Source organism: Mesorhizobium sp. L-8-10 (assembly GCF_016756635.1).
Classification (GTDB): domain Bacteria; phylum Pseudomonadota; class Alphaproteobacteria; order Rhizobiales; family Rhizobiaceae.
Window position 1 is genome coordinate 2,614,912 of sequence record NZ_AP023263.1, and the last position, 23,549, is coordinate 2,638,460.

24 protein-coding genes are annotated in these 23,549 nt (G+C 65.9%); 15 read left to right on the forward strand and 9 right to left on the reverse strand.

Annotated features, from left to right (window positions below; all coding sequences use genetic code 11):
- Positions 1-868: 868 nt before the first annotated feature.
- The 3 genes from JN280_RS12265 to JN280_RS12275 form a co-directional block, all read right to left on the reverse strand.
- Positions 869-2,029, reverse strand: coding sequence for a M20 aminoacylase family protein (locus tag JN280_RS12265; protein WP_202312501.1), 1,161 nt, complete (start codon positions 2,027-2,029; stop codon positions 869-871).
- Between the two features lie 147 nt (positions 2,030-2,176).
- Positions 2,177-3,460, reverse strand: a complete 1,284-nt coding sequence (locus tag JN280_RS12270) for a GNAT family N-acetyltransferase (RefSeq protein ID WP_202312503.1) — start codon at positions 3,458-3,460, stop codon at positions 2,177-2,179.
- Entirely contained in the window at positions 3,460-4,869 is a 1,410-nt protein-coding gene (locus JN280_RS12275) for an oligosaccharide flippase family protein (RefSeq protein ID WP_202312505.1), read from the reverse strand. The genes JN280_RS12270 and JN280_RS12275 overlap by 1 nt, the downstream gene beginning before the upstream one ends.
- A 166-nt stretch (positions 4,870-5,035) precedes the next feature.
- On the opposite strand from JN280_RS12275, the gene JN280_RS12280 reads away from it, so the two are divergent.
- From JN280_RS12280 to JN280_RS12295, 4 genes are all read left to right on the forward strand, one after another.
- The gene (locus JN280_RS12280) at positions 5,036-6,157 is read left to right on the forward strand and encodes a TRAP transporter substrate-binding protein (RefSeq protein ID WP_202312507.1); all 1,122 of its coding nucleotides are present in this window, start codon (positions 5,036-5,038) and stop codon (positions 6,155-6,157) included.
- A gap of 91 nt (positions 6,158-6,248) precedes the next feature.
- Positions 6,249-6,896, forward strand: coding sequence for a TRAP transporter small permease subunit (locus tag JN280_RS12285; protein WP_202312509.1), 648 nt, complete (start codon positions 6,249-6,251; stop codon positions 6,894-6,896).
- Complete coding sequence (locus JN280_RS12290) at positions 6,893-8,314, forward strand: TRAP transporter large permease (RefSeq protein ID WP_202312511.1); 1,422 nt, start codon at positions 6,893-6,895, stop codon at positions 8,312-8,314. Before JN280_RS12285 ends, JN280_RS12290 begins: the two co-directional genes overlap by 4 nt.
- A gap of 5 nt (positions 8,315-8,319) precedes the next feature.
- Complete coding sequence (locus JN280_RS12295; RefSeq protein WP_202312513.1) at positions 8,320-8,487, forward strand: hypothetical protein; 168 nt, start codon at positions 8,320-8,322, stop codon at positions 8,485-8,487.
- A gap of 40 nt (positions 8,488-8,527) precedes the next feature.
- Here the strand turns inward: JN280_RS12295 and JN280_RS12300 are convergent, their stop codons facing one another.
- The 3 genes from JN280_RS12300 to secA form a co-directional block, all read right to left on the reverse strand.
- On the reverse strand, positions 8,528-9,031 hold the full coding sequence (locus tag JN280_RS12300; protein ID WP_202312515.1) for an RES family NAD+ phosphorylase: 504 nt from the start codon (positions 9,029-9,031) through the stop codon (positions 8,528-8,530).
- 2 nt (positions 9,032-9,033) lie between these two features.
- Positions 9,034-9,384 carry an MbcA/ParS/Xre antitoxin family protein gene (locus JN280_RS12305; RefSeq protein ID WP_202312517.1) on the reverse strand — a complete coding sequence of 117 codons (351 nt, stop codon included), beginning with the start codon at positions 9,382-9,384 and terminating at the stop codon, positions 9,034-9,036.
- A 700-nt stretch (positions 9,385-10,084) separates the two neighbouring features.
- A complete protein-coding gene (gene secA / locus JN280_RS12310; RefSeq protein ID WP_202312519.1) occupies positions 10,085-12,814 on the reverse strand; it encodes a preprotein translocase subunit SecA in 2,730 nt (909 codons plus the stop codon).
- Between the two features lie 244 nt (positions 12,815-13,058).
- Between secA and JN280_RS12315 the strand changes: the two genes are divergently transcribed.
- Positions 13,059-13,967 (forward strand): peptidylprolyl isomerase, encoded by a 909-nt coding sequence (locus JN280_RS12315; protein WP_202312521.1) that lies wholly within the window; start codon positions 13,059-13,061, stop codon positions 13,965-13,967.
- 168 nt (positions 13,968-14,135) lie between these two features.
- Here the strand turns inward: JN280_RS12315 and JN280_RS12320 are convergent, their stop codons facing one another.
- On the reverse strand, positions 14,136-14,576 hold the full coding sequence (locus tag JN280_RS12320) for a hypothetical protein (protein ID WP_244743254.1): 441 nt from the start codon (positions 14,574-14,576) through the stop codon (positions 14,136-14,138).
- A 203-nt stretch (positions 14,577-14,779) separates the two neighbouring features.
- Here JN280_RS12320 and argJ point away from each other — a divergent pair, with 203 nt between their 5' ends.
- From argJ to JN280_RS12345, 5 genes are all read left to right on the forward strand, one after another.
- Positions 14,780-16,021 carry a bifunctional glutamate N-acetyltransferase/amino-acid acetyltransferase ArgJ gene (argJ, locus tag JN280_RS12325; protein ID WP_202312522.1) on the forward strand — a complete coding sequence of 414 codons (1,242 nt, stop codon included), beginning with the start codon at positions 14,780-14,782 and terminating at the stop codon, positions 16,019-16,021.
- A gap of 11 nt (positions 16,022-16,032) precedes the next feature.
- Complete coding sequence (locus JN280_RS12330; protein WP_202312523.1) at positions 16,033-16,806, forward strand: GNAT family N-acetyltransferase; 774 nt, start codon at positions 16,033-16,035, stop codon at positions 16,804-16,806.
- Positions 16,803-17,216: an 8-oxo-dGTP diphosphatase MutT gene (gene mutT / locus JN280_RS12335; protein ID WP_202312524.1), complete on the forward strand. Its 414-nt coding sequence runs from the start codon at positions 16,803-16,805 to the stop codon at positions 17,214-17,216. Before JN280_RS12330 ends, mutT begins: the two co-directional genes overlap by 4 nt.
- A 203-nt stretch (positions 17,217-17,419) precedes the next feature.
- Positions 17,420-17,716: a hypothetical protein gene (locus tag JN280_RS12340; protein ID WP_202312525.1), complete on the forward strand. Its 297-nt coding sequence runs from the start codon at positions 17,420-17,422 to the stop codon at positions 17,714-17,716.
- Positions 17,717-17,913: 197 nt separating this feature from the next.
- Positions 17,914-18,081: a Flp family type IVb pilin gene (locus JN280_RS12345; protein WP_202312526.1), complete on the forward strand. Its 168-nt coding sequence runs from the start codon at positions 17,914-17,916 to the stop codon at positions 18,079-18,081.
- A 78-nt stretch (positions 18,082-18,159) separates the two neighbouring features.
- Here the strand turns inward: JN280_RS12345 and JN280_RS12350 are convergent, their stop codons facing one another.
- The gene (locus JN280_RS12350) at positions 18,160-19,026 is read right to left on the reverse strand and encodes a methyltransferase domain-containing protein (protein ID WP_202314705.1); all 867 of its coding nucleotides are present in this window, start codon (positions 19,024-19,026) and stop codon (positions 18,160-18,162) included.
- Between the two features lie 305 nt (positions 19,027-19,331).
- Here JN280_RS12350 and JN280_RS12355 point away from each other — a divergent pair, with 305 nt between their 5' ends.
- The 5 genes from JN280_RS12355 to JN280_RS12375 all read left to right on the forward strand — a co-directional run bounded on the left by JN280_RS12355 (position 19,332) and on the right by JN280_RS12375 (position 22,777).
- Positions 19,332-20,117: a ComF family protein gene (locus JN280_RS12355; RefSeq protein WP_446720752.1), complete on the forward strand. Its 786-nt coding sequence runs from the start codon at positions 19,332-19,334 to the stop codon at positions 20,115-20,117.
- Positions 20,118-20,142: 25 nt separating this feature from the next.
- Positions 20,143-20,412 (forward strand): glutaredoxin 3, encoded by a 270-nt coding sequence (grxC, locus tag JN280_RS12360; protein WP_202312527.1) that lies wholly within the window; start codon positions 20,143-20,145, stop codon positions 20,410-20,412.
- A 9-nt stretch (positions 20,413-20,421) separates the two neighbouring features.
- Positions 20,422-21,288, forward strand: coding sequence for a carbon-nitrogen hydrolase family protein (locus JN280_RS12365; protein ID WP_202312528.1), 867 nt, complete (start codon positions 20,422-20,424; stop codon positions 21,286-21,288).
- Positions 21,285-21,710: a DUF1178 family protein gene (locus JN280_RS12370; RefSeq protein WP_202312529.1), complete on the forward strand. Its 426-nt coding sequence runs from the start codon at positions 21,285-21,287 to the stop codon at positions 21,708-21,710. Before JN280_RS12365 ends, JN280_RS12370 begins: the two co-directional genes overlap by 4 nt.
- A gap of 158 nt (positions 21,711-21,868) precedes the next feature.
- Positions 21,869-22,777 carry a DMT family transporter gene (locus JN280_RS12375; RefSeq protein ID WP_202312530.1) on the forward strand — a complete coding sequence of 303 codons (909 nt, stop codon included), beginning with the start codon at positions 21,869-21,871 and terminating at the stop codon, positions 22,775-22,777.
- Between the two features lie 6 nt (positions 22,778-22,783).
- Here JN280_RS12375 and JN280_RS12380 read toward each other — a convergent pair whose 3' ends face one another.
- Positions 22,784-23,479 carry a class I SAM-dependent methyltransferase gene (locus JN280_RS12380; RefSeq protein WP_446720844.1) on the reverse strand — a complete coding sequence of 232 codons (696 nt, stop codon included), beginning with the start codon at positions 23,477-23,479 and terminating at the stop codon, positions 22,784-22,786.
- Positions 23,480-23,549: the final 70 nt, after the last annotated feature.

A 23,549-nucleotide genomic window follows, 5' to 3' on the forward strand; every position in this document is an offset into this window, starting at 1 on the left:
CCGCCTTTTTTGGTCCCGCCATTCTCTGGATCGGGATCCAGAAATGAAGTGCCGGTCTTCAGCCCGGCTGTCGCGCAACGGCAGTGCTTTTCGTCAAGAGCATCTATTCGCGGGCTGCTTGTCGACCAGCGCCAATTCTGTTTTCCTCCCCTCATTGACTATGAGGGGAGGTGTTTGACGTGGCTCGAAAGAATGCACCGTGTCCGGTCTGCAAGAAACCTGCACAGCACTCGGTAGAGCGCGATGGTGCCTGCGACGAGGTAGTGTGCTCCGATTGCGGCCGGTTTCGCTTGTCTGGAACATCGCGGCAGATGTTTGCCAGGCATCCAATCGCTGTACGGCGGCAGTCGCTGGCTCGTGCCCGGCTCCGCGCTCCGTATGGTTCAGTGCCGCTCGTCACCACCTACGATCTGCCATAATCTCCCGGCCGGCCGCTCGCTTCGTCACACGCGACGAGCACTTGTCCTTCCCTCAGGGCATCCGCGACTGCTTTCGATGCCGGTCATCATGGTGAGGCCAAGAGGATGGCAGTCTCGATGCGAGTACTCTTCCATCATGCCGTGCAGTCTCACTCCATCCTGGGGCAACTTGGCGAGCGCAGGCGAGCGATGGTCGACGCATCGTTTCCCTACGACCCCGCTGATCTTCTGACCCATCATGAGCTGGTGGGCCTTAGCGTTGGCGCGAGAGCGCAATACTTCGCTATGCTTGACAGCTCGGTCGTCCCTTTCCGCGCGAGGCGGAGTTCGTCGATTCCATGCCGCTGACGACCACGGGCAAGGTGATCCGCCGCATCTCCAGGGACCGGGCCAAAAGAGAAGCCGTGGTGAACTGACAGGCTCGCCGCGGCATCGCATTCAATTCGAGTTCACGACTGTGAAGCCGTCTCCACCAGGCGCAGCCAGTAGGAGACGCCGTGACGGATGGCGCTGTCGTCGAAGTCATAGGCCGGGTGATGGAGCCCGGCGCTGTCGCCATTGCCGAGGAAGATGATGGCGCCAGGCCGTTTCTCCAGCATGAAGGAAAAATCCTCTCCGCCCATGCGCGGCGGGGTGTCGTCGTTCACATTGCCCGGCCCCGCCACGTCGGCGGCCACCCTCGCGGCGAAAGCCGCGCGGCCGGGGTCGTTCGCGGTGATCGGATAGAGCCGCTCATAGACGGCACGGGCCGTGGCGCCGTGAAGTGCAGCCGTGCCCTCGGCGACCTGGACGAAGCGCGCTTCCACAAGATCCTGAACCTCGTGCCGCAAGGTCCTTGCCGTGCCGCGCAGCACCACCTTCTGCGGGATGATGTTGTGGGAGCCGTCGGCCTCGAAGCTGGTGATGGAAACGACGGCGGATTCCAGCGGATCGACATTGCGCGCCACCAGCGACTGCAACTGCGTGACGATGTGGCTGCCGACCAGGATCGGATCGACGCACAGATGCGGTCGCGCGGCATGGCCGCCGCGCCCCTCGATCTCGACCGTAAGCTTGTCGGCGGCGGCCATCAGCGGACCGGGCCGCAGCGCGAAGCGGCCGACGGCGAGACCGGGCATGTTGTGCATGCCGTAGACTTCCTCGATGCCGAAACGTTCCAGCAAGCCGTCCTCGATCATGGCCCGGGCGCCCGCGCCGCCCTCCTCGGCCGGCTGGAATATGACGACGACCGTGCCGGCGAAATCGCGGTCCCCGGCAAAGATGCGGGCCGCGCCGAGCAGCATCGCGGTGTGGCCGTCATGGCCGCAGGCATGCATCAGCCCGGACGTCTTCGATCGGTAGGCGAGGTTGGTCGTTTCCTCGATGGGCAAGGCATCCATGTCGGCCCTGAGGCCGATCACCTTGCCCGGCCGCGTTCCGCGGATGACGCCGACCACGCCGGTGCGGCCGATACCGCCGACGACTTCGTCGCAGCCGAACGCGCCGAGCAGGCGCTCCACGACGCCGGCGGTGCGATGCACGTCATAGAGAAGCTCGGGGTGCTCGTGGAAATCGTGACGCCAGGCGACGATGTCGGGGATGATCGCGTCGAGGTTGCGGGCAAGCGTCATGTGGCGTCGGGCTCCGGTTCGGTTTGCTCTACCGATCTTCTACCGCACCGGCCCGAAAATCCGACACGATTTTCGAAAGTGCGTTGTGCGGCTTCCGACGCGGCAGGGCTTGCGGCGTTGCGCCGCAGGGCAGGATCGGCCGCGCGTTCACTTCCGTCTCAGCAGGCCTTTCACGCGGTTGCGCAAGGTGCGGGCCAGCTTGCGGGTCTCGCTGTAGAGATGGAGCTGCGAGGCGGCTTGGCGTGTCGCCCGGTCGGCGTCAGGCGTCAGGCCGACAACGAAAGTGGCGAGCGGCTTGCGCTCGCTCCATAGCCGGCTCATGACCGGATGGTCGGGCACTGCGCAGGAATCGGTCGCCTCGATGTTGGGGTCCTCGAGATGCTGCCGGGTGACCTCGATCATCAGGAGCGTGCCGGGCGAATAGGTGGCGAGGGCCTCGTCATAGGCCGTCTTCCACGTATAGGCGATGCCGGCCTCGACGAAGACGATGAGGCAGGCGATGACCTTGCCGTCGAGGACGAGCGAATGGACCCGGCAGATGTCGAGCTCTGCGAGCCTGTCGACGGCTTCGCGCGCGAAGGCGGCGCGGAAGCGGTCGATCGCCATGGCGGTGCGCTCGCGGCCCTTCCAGCCGGCGGCTTCGAGGGTGAGGAAGGCTTCGACGCCGAGCCTGATCTCGTCGGTGGTGCGCGCGACGCAGTGCTCCAGCGTGCCCGTATCGGCGAGCCTGCGCTTCAGCCGGCGGAATTCGCGCAGATGGTGCGGGCTGAGCGACTGCCTGAGATAGGCGTCGCCGTCGAGCTCGCTGGCGAGATAGGGGCGCTCGACCTTGTTGACGACTGCGAGCGGCAGGCCGCGTGTTTCGGCCACCGCGCTCAGCAGGCTGGCGACCGGGCCGTCGAGCGGCATGTCGGGCAGGACGAAGACCTTGGGCAGCTTGAGATGCGGCCGCGCCAGCATGGAGAAGAAATCCTCCAGCACGCCCGCCGGGTCGTCACGATCGAGCAGCGGGGTTCCGAGCGGCCCGAACGGGCTCGACCAGGTGCGCATGATCGGCACGGCGATCGGGATCGGCGGCTTCTCGATGGAGAAGGGCACCAGCAGCCGCAGCCGGCTGCGATATTCGTTGCCGTCGCGAATGACGGCGAGCCGCACCTCCCGGTCCTCCAGCCGCGGCATGGCCGGCGCCAGGAAGCGCGGATTGAAGAAGACGTTGGGCTCGACCGTGCGGCGGCAGAGATGATCGAGCTCCTCGACCATCTCGAACCCGGCGGAGGCGGCGTAGACGGCGAGCCGGCGCAGTGGCCGATCGTCGACGAGCAGCTCGATGAGGGCGTCATCGACAGGTTCGCCGGCAAGACCGGCAAGACTGGCGACCATCGGGCCGGAAGAGCTGCTGTTCAATTCCTCGAGCAGGGGCACGGCGGCCATCAGCGGGCCTCCTTTGCGGGATGTGCGGGAAGGAACACGGCCATGACGATGCCCAGCCGGCGCCAGACAGTGAAGGAAAGCGCGGCCGCCTCGAAGACCATGGCGCCGGCGGTGGCGACCGCCGCGCCCCACAGGCCGATGCGGGGAATGAGCAGCACGCTCAGCGCCACGTTGACGGCGAGCGTCAGGGCATAGACGAAGGCGCAGACATTCTGGTTGCCGCTCATGGTGAGCAGGCTTTCGCACGGGCCGACGGCGGCGCGCGCGACGACGCCGGCGACAAGCAGGAAGAGCAGCGGATAGCCGGCATCGAAGCCTGGGCCGAACAGCATGAGCATCGGCTTGCCCAGCGCCAGCACCACGAGGGCCATCAGCAGCGACGGCCAGAAGGTCCACGAGACGGTCTCGCGGGCGAAGGCCGCGAGCTTCCCGCTGTCGCCATGTGTGAACTGCGCATAACGCTGCGCCACGCCCGCCTTCACCGCGAAATAGACGAAATGCACGAGGGCGAGCGTCTTGACCGTCGCGAAATAGACGGCGACGGCGTTGGGCTCCATGAAGGCGCCGACCATCAGCACATCGGCATTGGTGAGCAGGAAGAAGAAGCTTTCGACCAGGAAGATCGGCAGCGAGATGGCGATCCAGCGGCCGTAGCGCATGCGGACGGGGCCGGCCGGGAGGAGGCGGCCGATGCGGGCGGTCACCCGCAGAAGCTGGATCAGCGTGGTGGCGTAGGTGGCGAGGATCGCCGCGATCAGCGCCGTCCTGGCATCGGGAGCGTAGCCGGCGACGATCGCGCCGGCCATGAACAGGAGGATGAGCAGCGGCCGCTCGATATAGGTCGGCGCCAGCGCGGCGATCGCCCAGCTATGCGCGCGCGAGATGCCCTGCAGCAGGTCGGACATCGCGATCATCGGCAGGCAGATCATGCCGAGGATGAAGGGAACGACATAATAGGGCTCGATCGCGGCCGACAGCACATGGACGCCGGCTATGCCGAGCGCCGCGAAGACGGTGGAAGCGAGGAGCACGACCAGGCGGCTGGCGACGAGCACGCCGCGCAGCTCGGGAAGCATCCCCTTTTCCCGGTACTCCGGCACGAAGCGGATCACCGAGGTATGGAAGCCGAGGCAGGACAGGTTGCCGGCGAGGATCATCGCCGTCCACACCAGCACGAAGATGCCGTATTCGAAGCCGCCCATCCAGCGGGCGAGCAGCACCTGGCTGAGGAATGCGATGGCCGCGCTGACGACTCGGATCGCGAAGGCGATGACCGACATGCGGCTCGCCTCGCCGCGCTCGTCGGCCCGGAAAAGGATGTCGTCGAAACGGCGGAGCAGCGGGCGCATGCGGAGCGCAAGGCGCTCCGGCAGCAACCTGTCGGCCGTCGTTGCTGCGGAAAATCGCAACGCGAGACTTCCCCGTTTTCCGTCGATGGCGAACTCCTAGCGCGAAGTCTTTAAGAAACGGTGGCGGGTCGCCAGCGGCAGGCAATGCGGCTCCGGCCTTGCAACCGGTCGAGCTTCGCCTATTCTGTTCTACAAAACCGATAAAACAAAGCCAGGGAGGAACATGATGAACAGCAACAAACTGTCGCGCAGGCGCTTTCTCAAGGGCTCGACCGTGGCCGGCGGTGCAGCCGTCGCCTCGGGTCTGGCCGCCCCAGCCGTGCTGGCGCAGGCACCGGTCACTTTGAAGATGCAGTCATCCTGGCCGGCCTCGGACGTGTTCCAGGAAATGGCGCAGCAATATGTCGAGCGCGTGCAGGAAATGTCCGGCGGCCGCATCAAGATCGACCTCTTGCCGGCCGGCGCCGTCGTCGGAGCCTTCCAGGTGCAGGACGCCTGCCATGACGGAACCATCGATGCGGCCCATACGGTGCCGGTCTACTGGTACGGCAAGAACAAGGCCGCCTCGCTGTTCGGAACGGGCCCGGTCTTCGGCGCCGATGCCAACCAGATGATCGCCTGGCTCTATCACGGCGGCGGCTACGAGTTCTATCGCGAGCTCACGCAGGACATTCTCGGCCTGAACGTGGTCGGGTTCCTGTCCTTCGGCATGCCGGCCCAGCCGCTCGGCTGGTTCAAGAACGAGATCACCGACGCGAACCAGCTGCAGGGGCTGAAATACCGCACCGTGGGCCTCGCAGCCGATCTTTTCCAGGCGATGGGCGCGAGCGTCGCACAGCTGCCCGGCGGCGAGATCGTGCCGGCCATGGAACGCGGGGTGATCGACGGCTTCGAATTCAACAACCCGACCTCCGACATGCGTTTCGGCGCGCAGGACGTTGCCAAGAACTACATGCTATCGTCCTACCATCAGGCCAGCGAGTCCTTCGAATACATCTTCAACAGGGACAAGTTCGAGAGCTTGCCGCCCGACTTGCAGGCCATCCTGAAGTACGGGGTCGAAGCCGCGCATCTCGCCAATTACGCGCTCGCCATGAACCAGTATTCCGCAGACCTCCAGAAGCTCGCGACCGAAGCCGGGGTCAATGTGAAGCGGACGCCGGACGAGGTGCTCGAGGCGCAACTGGCCGCCTGGGACAAGATCCTGCCGCCGCTGATGGAGGACCCGTTCTTCGCCAAGGTCGTCGAAAGCCAGAAGGCCTGGAGCGAGAGGGTGGTCTACTACAGCCTGCAGAACGCGCCCGACTACGAACTCGCCTACCGGCACTACTTCCCGGGCAAGATCTGAGCCGGGCAGATCTCCAATACCGGTGACCGGCAGGGTGATCCTTGCCGGTCTTGCGCCATCGAAATCCGCCGGGTGATCGAGCGAAATTGCCGTGGAGAACTACATAGTCTTCGCCGACAGACTGTCGGCCTGGTTCGGGAAGGTCTTCGCATGGAGCGTCATGATCATGACGCTCGGCGTCGGCTACGAGGTCGTGGTGCGCTACCTGTTCCGCGCGCCGACGCCCTGGGCATTCGACTTGTCCTACATGATGTACGGGACGATGTTCATGATGGCGGGAGCCTATGCGCTGTCGCGGGACAGCCATGTGCGGGGCGATTTCCTCTACCGGCTGTGGAGGCCGCGGACCCAGGCGGCGGTTGAGTTGGTCCTCTATATTCTCTTCTTCTTCCCGGCAGTGCTTGCCCTCATCTTCGCCGGCTGGAAATATGCCGGCCGCTCGTGGCGCTATCTGGAAGTCAGCACCATGAGCCCGGCCAACATCCCGATCTTCCAGTTCAAATCCGTCATCGTCGCCGCGGGGATCCTGCTGCTGATCCAGGGCGTGGCGCAGGTTTTCCGCTGCATCCTGTGCCTTCGCTCGGGCGCATGGCTGCACGCCGCCGCCGATGTCGAGGAGACCGAGAAAATTCTCATGGAAACCAAGACCCTCGAGGTGCTCGAGCACGGTTCCGAAGCGGTCGACATTCCTGCCGGCACGGTCGACAGGCCGGACGACGAGCGAGGTTCATCCCGATGAGCGATCCGATCGTCGCCGTGGTGATGCTGCTGATCCTCATCCTCGCGATATTCCTCGGTTTTCCCGTCGCCTTCACGCTCGCCGCCCTCGGCGTCGCCTTCGGCTACTATGCCTATTTCGACGCCGCCCGCATGTGGGGCAGCTATCATCGCGCCGTCGAATCCGCTGCCGACGACTGGACGCAGATGGAAGCCTGGATCGGCGGATTCTTCAACAACCGGATCTTCGACCTGTTCGTCAACCAGACCTATTCGGTCATGTCGAACGACGTGCTGACCGCCATCCCCCTGTTCCTGTTCATGGGCTACGTGGTCGAGCGGGCAAACATCGTCGACCGCCTGTTCAGCACGCTGTTCATTGCATCGCGCCGCATTCCCGGCTCGATGGCGGTGGCGGCGCTCGTCACCTGCACGCTGTTCGCCACAGCCACGGGCATCGTCGGCGCCGTGGTGACCCTGATGGGGCTTCTTGCCCTTCCCGCGATGCTGAAGGCGAAATACGACGTCCGCTATGCATCCGGGGTGATCTGCGCCGGCGGAACGCTGGGCATCCTGATCCCGCCGTCGATCATGCTGATCGTCTATGCCGCCACGTCCGGTGTCTCCGTGGTGCGCATGTATGCGGCTGCGCTCATTCCCGGCCTGATGCTCGCCGGCCTTTATCTCGCCTATGTGGTGGGCCGCGCCGTGCTGCAACCCGGCCTCGCGCCGAAGCCGACCAGGGAGCAGGTGGGCGATCATTCCGCCCTCGAGATCGCCTGGATGATGCTGATCTCCTTCGTGCCGCTCGCCGTGCTGATCCTGGCGGTGCTCGGCGCGATACTGTTCGGCATAGCAACGCCCTCGGAAGCGGCCGCCGTCGGCGCGATCGGCGGGCTGCTGCTGGCTGTCGCCTACAGGGCGCTCACCTGGCAGAGGCTGAAGGAATCCGTCTATCTCACCGCCAGAACCTCGGCGATGGTGTGCTGGCTCTTTGTCGGCTCCGCGACCTTCGCCTCGGTTTTCGCCTATCTGGGCGGCCAGCAACTGATCAGCGACTTCGTGACCGGCCTCGACATATCGCCCCTGATGTTCCTGCTGGTCGCGCAGCTGATCATCTTCATCCTCGGCTGGCCGCTGGAGTGGACGGAGATCATCGTGATCTTCATCCCGATCTTCCTGCCCCTGCTGCCGCATTTCGGCATCGATCCGCTGTTCTTCGGCGTTCTCGTCGCCGTCAACCTGCAGACGGCATTCCTGTCGCCGCCCATGGCCATGTCGGCCTATTATCTGAAAGGCATCGCGCCCGATCACGTCACGCTTCCCGACATCTTCCGCGGGATGATGCCCTACCTGCTGATCGTGATCCTGTGCATGGTGATCATCTATCTCGTTCCCGACACCGTCCATTGGCTCCCGAGCCTCATCTACGGGAGGTGACCGGCATGACCACCAACCGTCTCATGGCCGCCCTGGCATTCGCCGTCTTCACCGCATTCCTGGCGGTTGTCGGGTTTCGCGTCGGGCGCCTGGATCTGGCCATCGTCATCGTCATCAGCCTGGCGCTGGCGGCCTATGACCTGTGGGGCCAGCTCGGAAGGCGCCGACGCTGAGCACGCCGTAGCGGCACACAGGAGGCCGGCGTAAGGCCCCCTATCGGGAAAGGCGCTTCTCGTCGTCGATCAGGACGAGCCGGAAGGGGGCGGCGTCGCTCCACCGCCACAGGACGAGATTGACGTCCTCGACGGTCGCGCCCGGTGCGAAGCTCCTGACGAGCAGGCCGTTATGGCCCGAGGCAACCAATCGCCGTGCGAAGGTCTGTGTCGGCGCTTCCCCCGTCGTTTTCATCCGGTCGCGCCAGGAACTGTCGGCGAGGCCGGCAAGATCCATGCCCTCTGCGTCCAGGGCAGCTTCATTCCGTGTGTCGAAAACGCCATCGATCTGCGCGTCATAGGAGACGAGGGTCGTCGGCTGGAGATTTCCGGCCTGATTGGCCTCCCGTAGCGCCGTCATCACGGAAAGGGACAGATAGAGCGCCGGCATGCCTCTCGGGTTGAACCTGCCGCCATAGAGTTCTGCCCCGCGCCCCGACAAGGGCTCGCGCGCATGAATCGGGTTCAGCGCACGATAGAGCTTGCCCTCGTAGCGGCCCGCCACGTTCAGGCGTGAACGCCCGCGTCGACGGCATCGATATAGTCGAGCACGTCGTCGGCCCGGCCGCCGCGCACGAGCTGCATCGCCGTCTGGCCGGAAAAGCCGGGCAGGGGTTCCGACCGGTACCAGGCATAGGCCATCAGCGAGGAGCCGAAACGGGGCTCGACCTTGTTGATGATCTCGATCATCTCGCGCAGCCGGCGCTGCGTCTTATCCGACCGTACCCTGTCCTTGCGCTGCACCGCGTCCTTGCCGAGCCCCGCGGTCCGGGCAACTTCCTCGCTCGTCGTGCGGAAGGCGTCCGCGATCTTGCGCGGCGCGAAAAACCCGTCGTCGGAATATTGGATCAAGCCCATTTCGGGCCTCCTATTGCGAAAGAAGACGCTGTTTCTGACGCAATATGGCGTCAAAATGCGAGGCATTCAAGTCGCCGGAACACGGCGGTGGGGGAGGGTGAAAACAAATAGCCCGGCGGCCGTGGGACCGCCGGGCCATTTGTTTGCCGTGCCTACAGCGTGTTGCGTGAAACGGATGACGGTACACGACAGTAGTCGGGACGGCATGACATGCTGGATACATCGAAGGTCGAGAGTGTTCGGACACACCACATCATGGCGCCCTCGGCTGCCCGAGGCCTGGATCAATTCCAGCAAAAGTGCGCAGCGGTTTTGCGTCCCACAAACAGCGCCGCCCTATCTTCGTCATTCTCGGGCCCGAGCCTGCGCGAAGCGTGGGCGAGGTGACCCGAGAATCCGTGCCGTGAAATCGCGGACGACTGCTTCGGTGCAAAGCGGGCTTGGGCAGGTGGATAGGGGAGCCATCCTCTTCCTCGACCGCCTCCGGCCTTCGGGTCGGTCACGGCATGGATCCACGGGTCATCGCGCCCTGCGCTTCGCTGCGTGCGCTCGCCCGTGGATGACGAAGCGGATATGTTGCCGCCCGCGACCATTCTGTCGTGTACTGTGGCGGTCCTCACCGGACGCTTACGTAGGCCTTTGATTTAACGCATGTCTTTGTCCCGAAACCGGTACCCACTTTCGGGAGACATGCTCCAGCCTACGCGAAGGCGCCGTGGCAGTGCTTGTATTTCTTGCCCGAGCCGCAGGGGCAGGCCTCGTTGCGGCCGATCTTGCCCCAGGTCCTGGGATTGTTCGGATCGCGCTCTTCGGCCGGGACGACGCGCATCGTCTCCTGCCGGACGGCGATGGCCGTGTCGCCGCCGAAATCGTCCTCGCCGGTGGAGCCGTCGGCATGGTGGCCGTGCATTTCCGGCGTCTGCAGGGGCGGCGCCTCCGCCGCCTCGCGCACCAGTTCGACGCGCATCAGCTGTGCCGTCACCGCCTGGCGCAGATTGCCGAGCAGCGCCTGGAACAGCTCGAAGGCCTCGGATTTGTATTCGTTGAGCGGGTCGCGCTGGGCATAGCCGCGGAAGCCCACCACCGAACGCAGATGGTCGAGATTGACCAGGTGCTCGCGCCAGAGATGGTCGAGCGTCTGCAGGACGACGGAGCGCTCGACATAGGTCATGATCTCGGGCCCGAAACGCTCCGCGCGATCCCTGGCCGCATCGTCGGTGAGCCTTGTGAGGCGCTCGCGGATATCGTCCTCGGCGATGCCTTCTTCCTTGACCCAATCCTCGATCGGCGCGTCGAGATTGAGATATTGCTGTGCGCCGGCCTGCAGGCCGGCCGCGTCCCACTGCTCGGCATAGGCCGTTTCGGGGATGTGCTTGGCCACCAGATCCTCGATCACGTCGGAGCGCATCTCGGCGACCGTCTCGGACAGGTTCTCGCCGTCCATCAGTTCCAGGCGCTGCTCGAAGACCACCTTGCGCTGGTCATTCATGACGTCGTCATATTTGAGCAGGTTCTTGCGGATGTCGAAGTTGCGCGCCTCGACCTTCTTCTGCGCCTTCTCCAGGGCCTTGTTGATCCAGGGATGGATGATCGCCTCGTCCTCCTTGAGGCCGAGCTTCTGCAGCATGCCGTCCATGCGTTCCGAGCCGAAGATCCGCATCAGGTCGTCCTGCAGCGACAGGAAGAACTTCGAGCGGCCGGGGTCGCCCTGGCGGCCGGAGCGGCCGCGCAACTGGTTGTCGATGCGGCGCGATTCATGGCGCTCGGTGGCGAGCACGTAGAGGCCGCCGGCGGCCAGCGCCTGTTCCTTCAGGCGCTGCACGTCGACGCGGATCGCCTTCTCCTTCTCGTCGCGCTCTGCTCCGGGCTGGATTTCGGCCAGCTCCTGGGCGATGCGCATGTCGGCATTGCCGCCGAGCTGGATGTCGGTGCCGCGGCCGGCCATGTTGGTGGCGATGGTGATCGCGCCCGGCTTGCCGGCCTGGGCGACGATGAAGGCTTCCTGCTCGTGGTAGCGGGCATTGAGCACCTGGAAGTCCTTGATGCCCTCCTTGCGCAGGCGATCGGCTAGATGCTCGGACTTTTCGATGGAGGTGGTGCCGACCAGTATCGGCTGGCCCTTGGCATTCGCCTCACGGATCTCGTTGACGATCGCCTTGTACTTCTCCTCGACGGTCCGATAGACCTCGTCGTCCTCGTCCTTGCGGCGGACGGGCAGATTGGTCGGGATCTCGACCACGTCGAGATTGTAGATGTTACCGAATTCCTCCGCTTCCGTCGCCGCGGTGCCGGTCATGCCGGCAAGCTTCCCGTACATGCGGAAATAGTTCTGGAAGGTGATCGAGGCCAGCGTCTGGTTCTCGGGCTGGATCGCCACGTGTTCCTTGGCTTCGAGCGCCTGGTGAAGGCCTTCCGAATAGCGGCGGCCCGGCATCATGCGGCCGGTGAATTCGTCGATGATGACGATCTCGCCGTTGCGGACGATGTAGTCCTTGTCCTTCTGGAACAGGCGGTGCGCCTTCAGCGCGTTGTTGACGTGGTGCACCATGGCGACGTTCTCGACGTCGTAGAGGTGCTCGCCCTTGAGCAGCCCGGCCGCGCCCAGCAGCTGCTCGACCCTTTCCGTTCCCTCTTCGGTGAAGGTGGCGGTGCGCTGCTTCTCGTCGACCTCGAAGTCGGACGGCTGGAGCTGCAGGATGAAACGGTCGACCGTATTGTACATTTCCGACCGATCCTCCAGCGGGCCGGAGATGATCAGGGGTGTGCGCGCCTCGTCGACCAGGATCGAGTCCACCTCGTCGACGATCGCGAAATTGTGACCGCGCTGCACCATCTGCGCGCGCTCATATTTCATGTTGTCGCGCAGATAGTCGAAGCCAAGCTCGTTGTTGGTGGCGTAGGTGACGTCGCAGGCATAGGCCGCGCGGCGTTCCTCGTCGGAGAGCCCATGCACGATGATGCCGGTGGTGAGCCCGAGGAACGAATAGATGCGCCCCATCCATTCGGCGTCGCGCCTGGCCAGATAGTCGTTGACCGTGACGACGTGGACGCCCTTGCCGGACAGCGCGTTGAGATAGACCGGAAGCGTGGCGACGAGCGTCTTGCCCTCGCCGGTGCGCATCTCGGCGATGTCGCCGGAATGAAGCACCATGCCGCCGATGAGCTGGACGTCGAAAGGCCTGAGGCCGAGGACGCGCTTGGCCGCCTCGCGCACCGTGGCGAAAGCGGGGACGAGCAGATCGTCGAGCGAGGCTCCGTTGGCGACGTCCTGGCGGAACTGGTCGGTGCGGGCCCTGAGTTCGGCATCGGAGAGAGCCGCGATCTCGTTCTCCATGGCGTTGATCGCTTCCACCCGGGGCCGCATCGATTTGACGCGGCGGTCGTTGGAGGAACCGAAGATCTTGCGCGCTAGGCCGCCGAAACTGACCATCAAAGGTCCTTTCAATTCCACAAAGCCGACGTGGCCCGGTGGGCCGTACCCGCAGCATTTGTATGAGTATGCAGGTCATATAACAGAAAAGCGCCCGGAAATCGCTTCTGGACGCCAAGGTGAAGGACAGATAAGAGGGGCCCCCGGCGATGTCAACGTGGCAAAGCCAGCCTCGCCCGAGCGAAATTCCGCCCTATTTCCCGCCTTTCAGGTGTCGTCAGTACCCGAACCGGAGCACCCTCGCATGCCATTCTCGATCCGCCGCGTGTCGATCGCGCCCTTCGTTCTTGCCGCCGGCCTGATCGGAGCCGCGGCCATGCCCGGCCTCGCTCAGGAGACCGCCAAGCCCGACGCCGCGCAGGCGGCTGCCCAGCCCGACCCCGACAAGGTGGTCGCCACCGTCGGCAGCAAGTCGATCACCGAGGCAGATCTGGCGCTGGCCGAGAGCGATCTCGATCAGCAGTTCGCCCGCCTTCCGGCGGAACAGCGCCGCGCCGCCGCGCTGTCTGCGATCATCGAGATCCAGCTGGTCGCGGCCGATGCGGAGGCCAAGGGCCTCGACAAGGATCCCGAGTTCCAGCGGCGCATGGCGTTCCTGAAGCAGAGGGCGCTGCATGCGGCGCTGATCGATGCCGAGGTTGCCGGCAAGATCACCGACGAGGAGGTCCGCGCCCGCTACGACAAGGAGATCGCCGCCACGCCGCCGGCCAATGAGGTCAGGGCCCGGCACATCCTGGTCAAGACCCAGGAGGAGGCCCAGGACGTCGTCAAGCGGCTCGACGCCGGCGAGAAGTTCGAGGACATCGCCAAGGAGAAGTCGACCGACACCGGCTCGGGCGCCAATGGCGGCGAGCTCGGCTATTTCGGCGCCGGCCAGATGGTGCCGGAATTCGAGAAGGCGGCCTTCGCCCTGGAGGTCGGCAGCTACACCAAGGAGCCGGTCCAGTCGCAGTTCGGCTGGCACGTCATCAAGGTCGAGGACAAGCGCGCTCAGCAGCCGCCGGCGTTCGAGCAGGTCAAGGAGCAGTTCCGCTCGCTCATCCTGCGCGAGAAATACATAGCGCTGGTCCAGTCGCTGCGCGAGAGCGGCAAGGTCGAGATCGCCGATCCCGAACTGAAGAAGGCCGTCGACGAAACCGAGAAGGCGCAATAGCCGCAATGCATTCGGCGGCCGGGTATCGGCCGGCCGCCGCCCATCGATCCTGGGCCGGCATCCGCAGCGGCCACAGCGGAGCGGCTCGCTTTCATGCCGGGCGTGCCTGACCGGTACGAAGACACCCTCGCGACAAATGCGCGGTGTGCCGCGAGAGACATGCAACGCTCATAGGGACTGTTCGGGGACCTGCTCGCGCGCCGCAAAGCGCATGGCGAATGGGCGTCCGGCGATTGCGCCGCCAAGGCTGTCGGTGAGCTTCAGGGGGAGTTGCCGATCGAGCGCGGCCAGAACCGACGCGACGAAGGCACGTCGTTGAGCTTCGCTGCCTGAAAGCCTGGACCAGGTCGCCCGCGGCTTGCCGATGAGGCTGCCGTCCCGCCGCAGCGAAAAGGTAAGCGTGATCTCCATGCCTGCGCTTCCGGGCGGCGGCTGCCAGCAGGCGTAGAGGGCTGCCCATAGTTCGTTCAGCGTGTTGACCGGCTCCGGGCTGCCACAACCCGGCTCGCCTGCACTTGCATCGCCCATGGCGAGGGCGAAGGCGAGGCAGGCGAGGCCGAGCCGCAGGCCCGCCACGACATGTTTTCCCTTCGGCGCGCCGGCCCGCATGCTGGCCTCCCTGAAAGGCTTGCCCCGAGGATGGTCCGCAACCATGGCATGGAACAGGGGGGAAGGCGAGGCAGCGGGCAACTTTCCTGCGAACCATGACATGGATCGGAATCCTGGCGCTGTCTGGGCCAAAACGCCTTGCGCGCGTCGCGCCTCTGGGGCAAACGAGGCCTTCTTCAGCCATTCACCCGCCGAGGGCCTCGATGTCGACTGCCGTTTCCCCGCTCGCTCCGAAATCCCAGCCGAAAATGCCCGCGATCGAGGGGGTGCGGATCGCCACCGCCGAGGCCGGCATCAAGTACAAGAACCGCACCGACCTTCTGGTGATGGCCTTCGACGAGGGCACGCAGGTGGCCGGCGTCTTCACCCGCTCCAAATGCCCGTCCGCGCCGGTCGATTTCTGCCGGCAGAATTTGCCGGACGGCAAGGCGCGCATGCTGGTGGTGAACTCCGGCAACGCCAACGCCTTCACCGGCAAGAAGGGGCGCGAGGCGACCGACATGACGGCGCAGGCGGCCGCCAAAGCGTCGGGCTGCAGGCCGGGCGACGTCTTCCTCGCTTCGACCGGCGTCATTGGCGAGCCGCTCGACGCCGGCCGTTTCAGCCACCTGATCGCCGACATGACCAGGCGCGCCGAGCCCGGCCTGTGGAAGGAGGCCGGCCAGGCGATCATGACCACGGACACCTATCCGAAATATGCAACGGCCACGGTGAGGCTCGGCGATGCCGACGTCACCATCAACGGAGTTGCCAAGGGCGCCGGCATGGTGGCGCCCGACATGGCCACGATGCTCTCCTTCATCGCCACCGATGCGCCGATCGCCGCGGGAGTGTTGCAGGACATGCTGTCGAAGGGCGTCGGCAAGAGCTTCAATTCGGTCACCGTGGACAGCGACACCTCGACCAGCGACACGCTGCTTCTCTTCGCCACCGGCGCGGCCGGGCGGCGCGGCGCGCCCGAGATCAGCGAGCCCAACGATGCGCGCCTCGCCCAGTTCCGCCGGGCGCTCAACCGCATCCTGAAGAACCTCGCGTTGCAGGTCGTGCGTGACGGCGAAGGGGCGCGCAAGCAGGTCGAGGTGACGGTGACAGGGGCGAAGTCGGCGCGCTCGGCCAAGCGCATCGCCCTTGCGATCGCCAACTCGCCTCTCGTCAAGACTGCCGTCGCCGGCGAGGACGCCAATTGGGGCCGCGTTGTCATGGCCGTCGGCAAGGCCGGCGAGCCGGCCGACCGCGACCTGCTGTCGATCTGGTTCGGCGACAACCGCCTCGCCCATAATGGCGAGCGCGATCCGGATTACTCGGAAGCGGCGACCTCGGCCTATATGAAACGCGACGAGATCGTCATCCGCGCCGATATCGGCATCGGCCGGGGCAAGGCGACGGTGTGGACCTGCGACCTCACAAAGGAATATGTCGCCATCAACGGCGATTATCGCAGCTGAGCCCGGGAGAGATGGCGGAGAACCCCGAACTGCCGCTGGTCCGCCGCTTCGAAGCGGCGGGTTTCCGTGCCTGGCCGGCGGCCTCCGTCCAGTATGACGGGACCTGGGCGATCCGCCTGACGGCGGGACATCCGGCAAAGAGGCTCAACTCCGTCAACCCGCTCGATCCGGGCGACCTCACCAGCCTCAACGAGCGCATCGGCCGCGCCGGGCGTCGTTTCGAGGCCTGCGGGCGGCCGCTGACCTTCCGCATGTCGCCACTATCGGGCGCGCGGCTCAATGCGCATTTCGATGCGCTGGGCTGGAGCGTCTTCGGTGAATCGATCGTCATGTGGCTTGGTCTCGGCAACGCTCCCGAGGTCGAGAAGGCCATCGACCAGATCCCGCTGAAGGATACCGGCCGCTTCCTGCGCGCCGCCGCCAGGACGCATCGTCTCGGCACGACGCTCAGGCCCGGCCTGTCCGAGATCATCGGCGCGATCCGGGCGGAGGCCGGCCTCTTCGTGCTGGAGGACGAGGGTGAGCCCGCGAGCTCGCTGATCTGCGTCCACGATGCCGAACTCGCCGGTCTGTTCGAGGTCGCCACCGCGGACGACCGGCGCGGCAAGGGCTTTGCCCGCCGATCCATCCTGTCGGCCCTGAAATGGGCGAAGCTGCGCGGCGCGCGCCAGGCCTGGCTGCAGGTCGAGGCCGACAATAGGGCTGCCATCGGCCTCTACCGCTCGCTCGGCTTCGCCGACGTCTACCGCTACCGCTATCGCCAGCCGCCGGGTGCCCCGTCATGACCGAAACGCCGAAGAAGATGGTGCTCGTGGCGGCCTGCGCCCTGGTCGATGCCGACGGGCGCGTGCTCATCGCGCAGCGCCCGGAAGGGAAGTCGCTGGCCGGGCTGTGGGAATTTCCCGGCGGCAAGATCGAGCCCGGCGAGACGCCGGAAGAGGCGGTGGTGCGGGAATTGGCCGAGGAGATCGGCGTCGAGACCAAAGTCGCCTGCCTGGCGCCGCTCACCTTCGCCAGCCACAGCTACGAAGCGTTCCATCTGCTGATGCCGCTGTTCGTGTGCCGGCGCTTCTGGGGCACGCCGGTGGCAAAGGAGGTCCAGGCGTTGAAATGGGTGAGGCCGCGCCAGTTGCGCGACTATCCGATGCCGCCGGCGGACGCGCCGCTCATTCCCTTCCTGATCGACCTACTCTGATAGCGGCGGCCTGGCGACAGGCGTCCGTGCACCAACCGCGGATCCGGTCGAGCGTCGACATGGGCCTGGCAATCGATCGTTAACCGCGTTCTCCGTTGCTGCGGATCGTTAATCCATCCTTCAGCCAAAGTTGAGAGTCTGACGCGATGCGGGGCCTCCAGGTCCGGCGACGGTAAGATTCTGCGCGAGGAGGGTTCGCCCCAATGCATCCGCAAGACGAGTGGGAGCGTGGCGAGCGGCGCTTCAGGCTCGGCGCGGCCGGTTTCGGCGCTTTGCGCCTCGCTTTACTGTTCGGCTCGCTGGCGGTGGCAATGGCGCTGATCATCGCGCCGATCGCCGAGCGTCAGGCGCGCGTCTATCCGCCTGGCGAGATCGACGGCATGACGACCGGTTCGATCCGCGCGGCAGACACCTATACGATCCGCCGGAGCGTTCTGCAGCCGTCGCCGAGCTCGATCTGCGTGATCCGCGCCGACGGCACGCGCAGCGGCGAGTGTTGAGCGTGCCCGTCCAGGGAAACCGGAACGATTGCCGCCATCGCGTTAACGCTTCTTAACGAAACTCGCCCTAGGGTGGTCGCAGCGTATCGCGTGAAGAAGGATTTGCGCGATACGCTGCGGGTACTTGTTGTAGCGCATGTCTTTTCCCCGAAAGCGCTGCGCGCTTTCGGGTGTTGGGGCCAAATCGGACGAGATCGATGATCCGGCGTTTCCTGAATGACGAAACCGGCGCCACGGTCGTGGAGTACGCGCTGATCGCGGTGGTGCTGTCGCTGATGATCGTTGCCGGCGTCGGCCGGGCAGCGGAGGGGCTCACCTTCCTGTTTGCCGACAACAACAGCAGGCTGGCCAACGCTTTCAAGTGAACTTGGCAAATGACCTTGGCCACATGACCTTGGCCAATGACCTTGGCAAGTGACCTTCGGCCCTCCGGGGCCCTCGCGTCAGTCCTTGCTGCCCAGAACGGTCGCCAGCGACACTTCGGCTGAACCGGGCTGAAGCGGCTTCTGCTGCGAGGCATGCGGCACCCAGCCCGACAACCAGACCAGCGCGAAGGTTGCGCGCACCCGGCCGTCCGGATCGGAAAAACGTTCCGCATAGATCTCGGCGGCACGCGCGAAGAGGCGACGCGTCGCGGGCTTGCGCGACCGTGCGATCAGCGCGCTGGTCGCGCCCATCGCTCTCAGATCGCGCAGCAATCCGAACATCGACTCATAGCGGACCGTCAAGGCCTCGACATCGGCGACGGGCAGCGCGAAACCCGCGCGCTGCAGCAGCGCGCCCGCGTCGCGGATATCGGTGAAAGGCATCACCCGCGGCCCGGCGCCGTCCGAAATCTCGGTTTCGGCGGCCAGCAGGCTTTCGCGCAGTTCGCCCAGCGTGCCGCTGCCGGCCATGGCGGCCAGGAACAGGCCATCGGGCTTCAGCGCGCGGCGGATCTGGACCAGCATGCCGGGGATGTCGTTGGCCTCGTGCAGCGACAGGAGCGAAACGGCGAGATCGATGCTTTCGGCCGCGAAGGGCACCCGGTCGGGCGGGGAGACCAGCCCATCCTCGCCGGAAAGCAGGGCGGCATCCGCCTCGACGCGCGTCACCGCGTCCACCTTGCCGGTGGCGAGCAGGGCGGCGCGGGCGGCCGGCGTGACGCAGAACAGGGCGGCGGCATGGCCGAAGCGGCGCTCCACGGCGCCCAGCCTCTCGGCGAGGTCCTCCGCCGCGCGATCCATCAGGAAACCGGCGCCCGGAAGCGCGGCACGCAGCGCCCTCAGCTTGCGCGCCGTCATGAGGTCCTGGTCGAAGATCGGCTGCACCATCGGTTTTCCTGGCTTGTCGGGGTCGGGCGGCAGGTGCGCGCCTTTCCCGCCGCTGCTATCGTGCGGTTCTCCAAGCAGGCGATTCATCGGCAAAATCACCTGCCTGGATTCTTGTTTTGCCGCAGGTTCTCGTTTTACCGCAGGTTCTCGCCGCAAAACCGCGGAACGCTTTTGCGGAACCTGCTTAGCGCATCGGCCCGAAAATCGGAATCGATTTTCGGAAGGCACGATGCGTAGAATGAAAGCAAAGAGCGGCCTTTGCGCGTCCGAATGGACGCGCGGCGCTCAAAGCCAAAATAGTGGTGGCCGATAGCGTGTTCGAGATCAAGGGGCTGGCAAGAGCGATCGCGGAGGCGCCGGCAAGGCTGCTGTTTCCGCCGGTCTGCGCCGGCTGCAGGCGCAAGGTGAGCGAGCCCGGCACGCTTTGCGGCCGTTGCTGGAGCAAGCTGCGCTTTCTGGAAAAGCCCTGGTGCGCGGTGATGGGCACGCCCTTCTCGCACGACATGGGCGAGGGCTTCCTGTCGGCCGAGGCGATCGCCGACCCGCCGCCCTTCGAACGGGCGCGGGCGGCCGTGGCCTATACCGGCGTGGCACGCGAGATGGTCCAGGGCCTGAAATACAACGACCGGACGGATCTCGCTCCCTGGATGGCGCGCTGGATGCTGCGGGCAGGGGCGGAACTCGTCGCCGAGGCTCAGGTGGTGGTGCCCTTGCCGCTCCACTGGCGGCGTTTCCTCAGCCGGCGTTTCAACCAGTCGGCCGAACTCGGGCGCGCCGTCGCCCGGATGGCGGAACTGCCCTTCGAGCCCGAGGCGTTGCGCCGGCTCAGGGGCACGCGACGGCAGGTGGGGTTGCGGCGCAACGAGCGCGAGGACAATGTGCGCGGCGCTTTCCGGGTGCCGCCGGAGGCCGAGATCCACATCCGAGGGCGGCGCGTGCTGCTGATCGACGACGTCTATACGACCGGGGCGACGGCAGTGGCGGCCACGCTCGCCTTGAAGCGCGGCGGAGCGGCCGCGGTCGACATCCTCACTTTCGCGCGCGTTCTGCCGGGGGACTTCCGGCCCGACGAGGCAGCCCCTATATGATGCTGAACCTGTTATGGAACCGGCCATGGTGGATGTGACGATCTATACGCGAATGATGTGCGGCTATTGCGCGGCCGCCAAGAACCTGCTCGACCGCAAGGGTGTCGCCTATACCGAGCACGACGCGAGCTTCTCGCCCGAGCTGCGCCAGGAGATGATCGCACGCGCCAACGGCCGCTATACGTTTCCGCAGATATTCGTCGGCGAGGTGCATGTCGGCGGGTCGGACGATCTGCATGCGCTCGAGAAGCAGGGGCGCCTCGACAGCCTGCTGCAGACCGGCCAACTGAACTGAGGGTTCGACATGACTATGTTCAAGGCCGCCGCCATCCAGATGCGCTCCGGCACCGATGTCGGGCGCAACGCAATGGAGTTCGAGCGGATGGTGCGCGAGGCCGCCGATCAGGGCGCGCGCTATGTGCAGACCCCGGAGATGACCGGCGCGATAGTTCGCGACAGGGAAGCCCGAGCCGCCGCCTTCACGACCGAGGATCGCGATCCGATCGCCGGCGCGGCCGCCCGGCTCTCGGCCGAACTCGGCATCTTCGTCCATGTCGGCTCGACGGCGATCCTGCGTTCCGACGGCAAGCTTGCCAACCGGGCCTTCCTTTTCGGGCCGGACGGCCGCCTGATCGCCACCTATGACAAGATCCACATGTTCGACGTCGATCTGGACAAGGGCGAGAGCTGGCGCGAATCGTCGGCCTATGAGCCCGGCGACCGCAGCGTCGTCGCCGACCTGCCAATCGCCCGGCTCGGCTTCGCCATCTGCTACGACCTGCGGTTCCCGCAACTTTTCCGCGCCCAGGCGCTGGCCGGCGCATCGGTGCTCACCGTGCCCGCCGCCTTCACGCGCCAGACCGGCGAGGCGCACTGGCATGTGCTGCTGCGCGCCCGCGCCATCGAGAACGGCGCCTGGGTAGTCGCCGCCGCGCAGGGCGGACTGCACGAGGACGGGCGCGAAACCTACGGTCATTCGCTGATCGTCGACCCCTGGGGCCGCATCGTCGCCGAGGCGGACCATGACGAGCCTGCCATCGTTCTGGCCGATATCGATACGGAGGCCTCCACCGCGGCGCATCGCAAGATCCCGAACCTGAAGAACGCCCGCGACTTCACGAGCGAGGTCATCGCCGACGAGCCGGCCGGGCTCAGGGGGGCCGCATCGTGATCCGGTTCTCCCTTGTCTGCGAGCAGGCCCACGAATTCGAGGCGTGGTTCCGCAACAATGACGATTTCGACAAGCAGGCCAGGCGCGGGCTGGTCGAATGCCCGGATTGCGGCTCGTCCAAGGTGCACAAGGCGCTGATGGCGCCGGCGGTCTCGACCTCCCGCAAGCAGGAAAAGGTAGCGCTCGCCATGGGCGAGGCGCAGAAGCAGGCCATGGCCCAGTTGAAGGCGCTGTCGGAGAAGCTGCGCGAGAATGCAGACTATGTCGGCGACAAATTCGCCGAGGAAGCGCGCAAGATCCACTTCGGCGAGACCGATCCGCGCGGCATCTATGGCGAGGCGACGGCCGAGGAGGTGCGCGGGCTCGCCGAAGACGGTGTCGATTTCATGCCGATCCCGGTCTTCCCGGATGACAGGAACTGACAATTGGGCTGAACAGCCGGTCGGCGTCGCCTGGCCGGACGACATCGGCGCGCCCGGCTGCAGGTTTTTGATTTGACGCGTGTCTTTGTCCCGAAACCGGTACCCACTTTCGGGAGATATGCTTTAGTGCTGGCAAGCATCAGCTCGGGACCGGGTGCATGAAACAGTTCTGGCACTCGGCCTTCGGCCTGCTCGCCGTCACCGGCGCCCTGCTCGGCCTGGCGCTTCCCTTCGGCAAGATGGCGACGGCGGCCGGCGTGTCCGCCATGGTCTGGGCTTTCGTGATCTCCTGCGGCGCCGGCTGCGTGCTGCTCGCCGCGCTTCTCTTCGGCGGTCACGGCCCCAGGCTCACCGCCCATCGCCTGCGCTATTTCGCGATCGCTGCGGCCATCTCCTACGCCATTCCCAACCTGCTGATGTTCTCGGCCATACCGCATCTCGGCGCCGGCTATATGGGCATCATGTTCACGCTGTCGCCCATCATCACGCTGGTGCTGTCGATCCTGTTCGGGGTGCGCCGGCCGAGCCTGCTCGGCGTGGCCGGCATCATCGTCGGCTTCATCGGTGCGGTGACCGTCGCGGTGACGCGCGGCGAGGCGGGGCAGCCGGCCGAGCCCTTCTGGGTGGTCGTCGGTCTCCTGGTCCCCGTCAGCCTCGCAGCGGGAAACATCTATCGCACTTTCGACTGGCCCGAAGGCACCGGCCCGATCGAACTCGCGGTCGGCAGCCATCTCGCGTCCGCGGCGCTGCTCCTCGCCGGGATCGGGGCCTCGGGCGGCATCGGCTCGTTCAGCCTGCTTGCCGGCATTCCCTTGCTGGTGCTGGCGCAGGTCGCGTCGGCCTCGGCCCAGTTCGCCTTTTTCTTCCGGCTGCAGGCGGTGGGCGGCCCGGTCTATCTCAGCCAGATCGGCTATGTCGCGGCCGCCGTGGGCCTCGTCAGCGGGACGCTGTTCCTCGGCGAGCGCTACCAGTTGCTTACCTGGCTCGGCGCGGCAATCGTCACCATCGGGGTGTTTCTGACGACGAAGGCACAGAAATCCCGACGCGTCGGAGCGCCCGCCGGCTGACCATCGTCAAGGCTTTCGCCCCACGGCCAGATAGGCGACCGATGGCAGCAGAGCCGGCAATTCGGGCAAGGCGCTGGCGATATGCGCCTTGGCGGCCGCTTCCGTGCGCGCCCATTGCCGCGGGCTCGATTTGTGCTTGAGAAGCGCTATCGGCGCCACGCCGCGCACCATGCCATGCCAGAAGCTCTCGACATCGGTCACGGTCATAGCGTGGCTGACGGGTTCGACGCGCACTTCCATGAAGCCGGCTTCCGTCATCTCCCGTTCGAGAACGGCCGGATCCTCGAGCCCCGGCGCGGCCGGCGGCGACTCGGCCGGCGGTTCGCCGAGCGCCTCGACGACAAGCCGCAGGAGCGGCGATTGCCCGGCGGGCGCCCAGCTCGAAACAGCGGCCGCGCCTCCCGCCCGCAGCACACGATGGAGTTCGGCGAACCCCCTGGCGCGGTCGGGGAAGAACATCAGTCCGAACATCGACAGGCCGACGTCGAACTTTGCGGCGTCATAGGGCAGGGCCTGGCCGTCGGCCCGGCAGGGCTCGATATTCGACAGGCCGGCCCGGTCGATGTGGCGGCGCAACCGCCGCAGCATGCCCTCGGAGAAGTCGACGCAGGCGACATACCGGACCCGTGGCGACAGAAGCAGTGCGGTCGTGCCGGGGCCGCAGGCTATGTCGATGACGTCGCTCCGTGGACCGAGATGCAACCGTTCGAGGGCCGATCGTGAAAAGGCCTCCAGAAAGGGGCGGGTGCTTTCGTCATAGCCGTCTGCGACG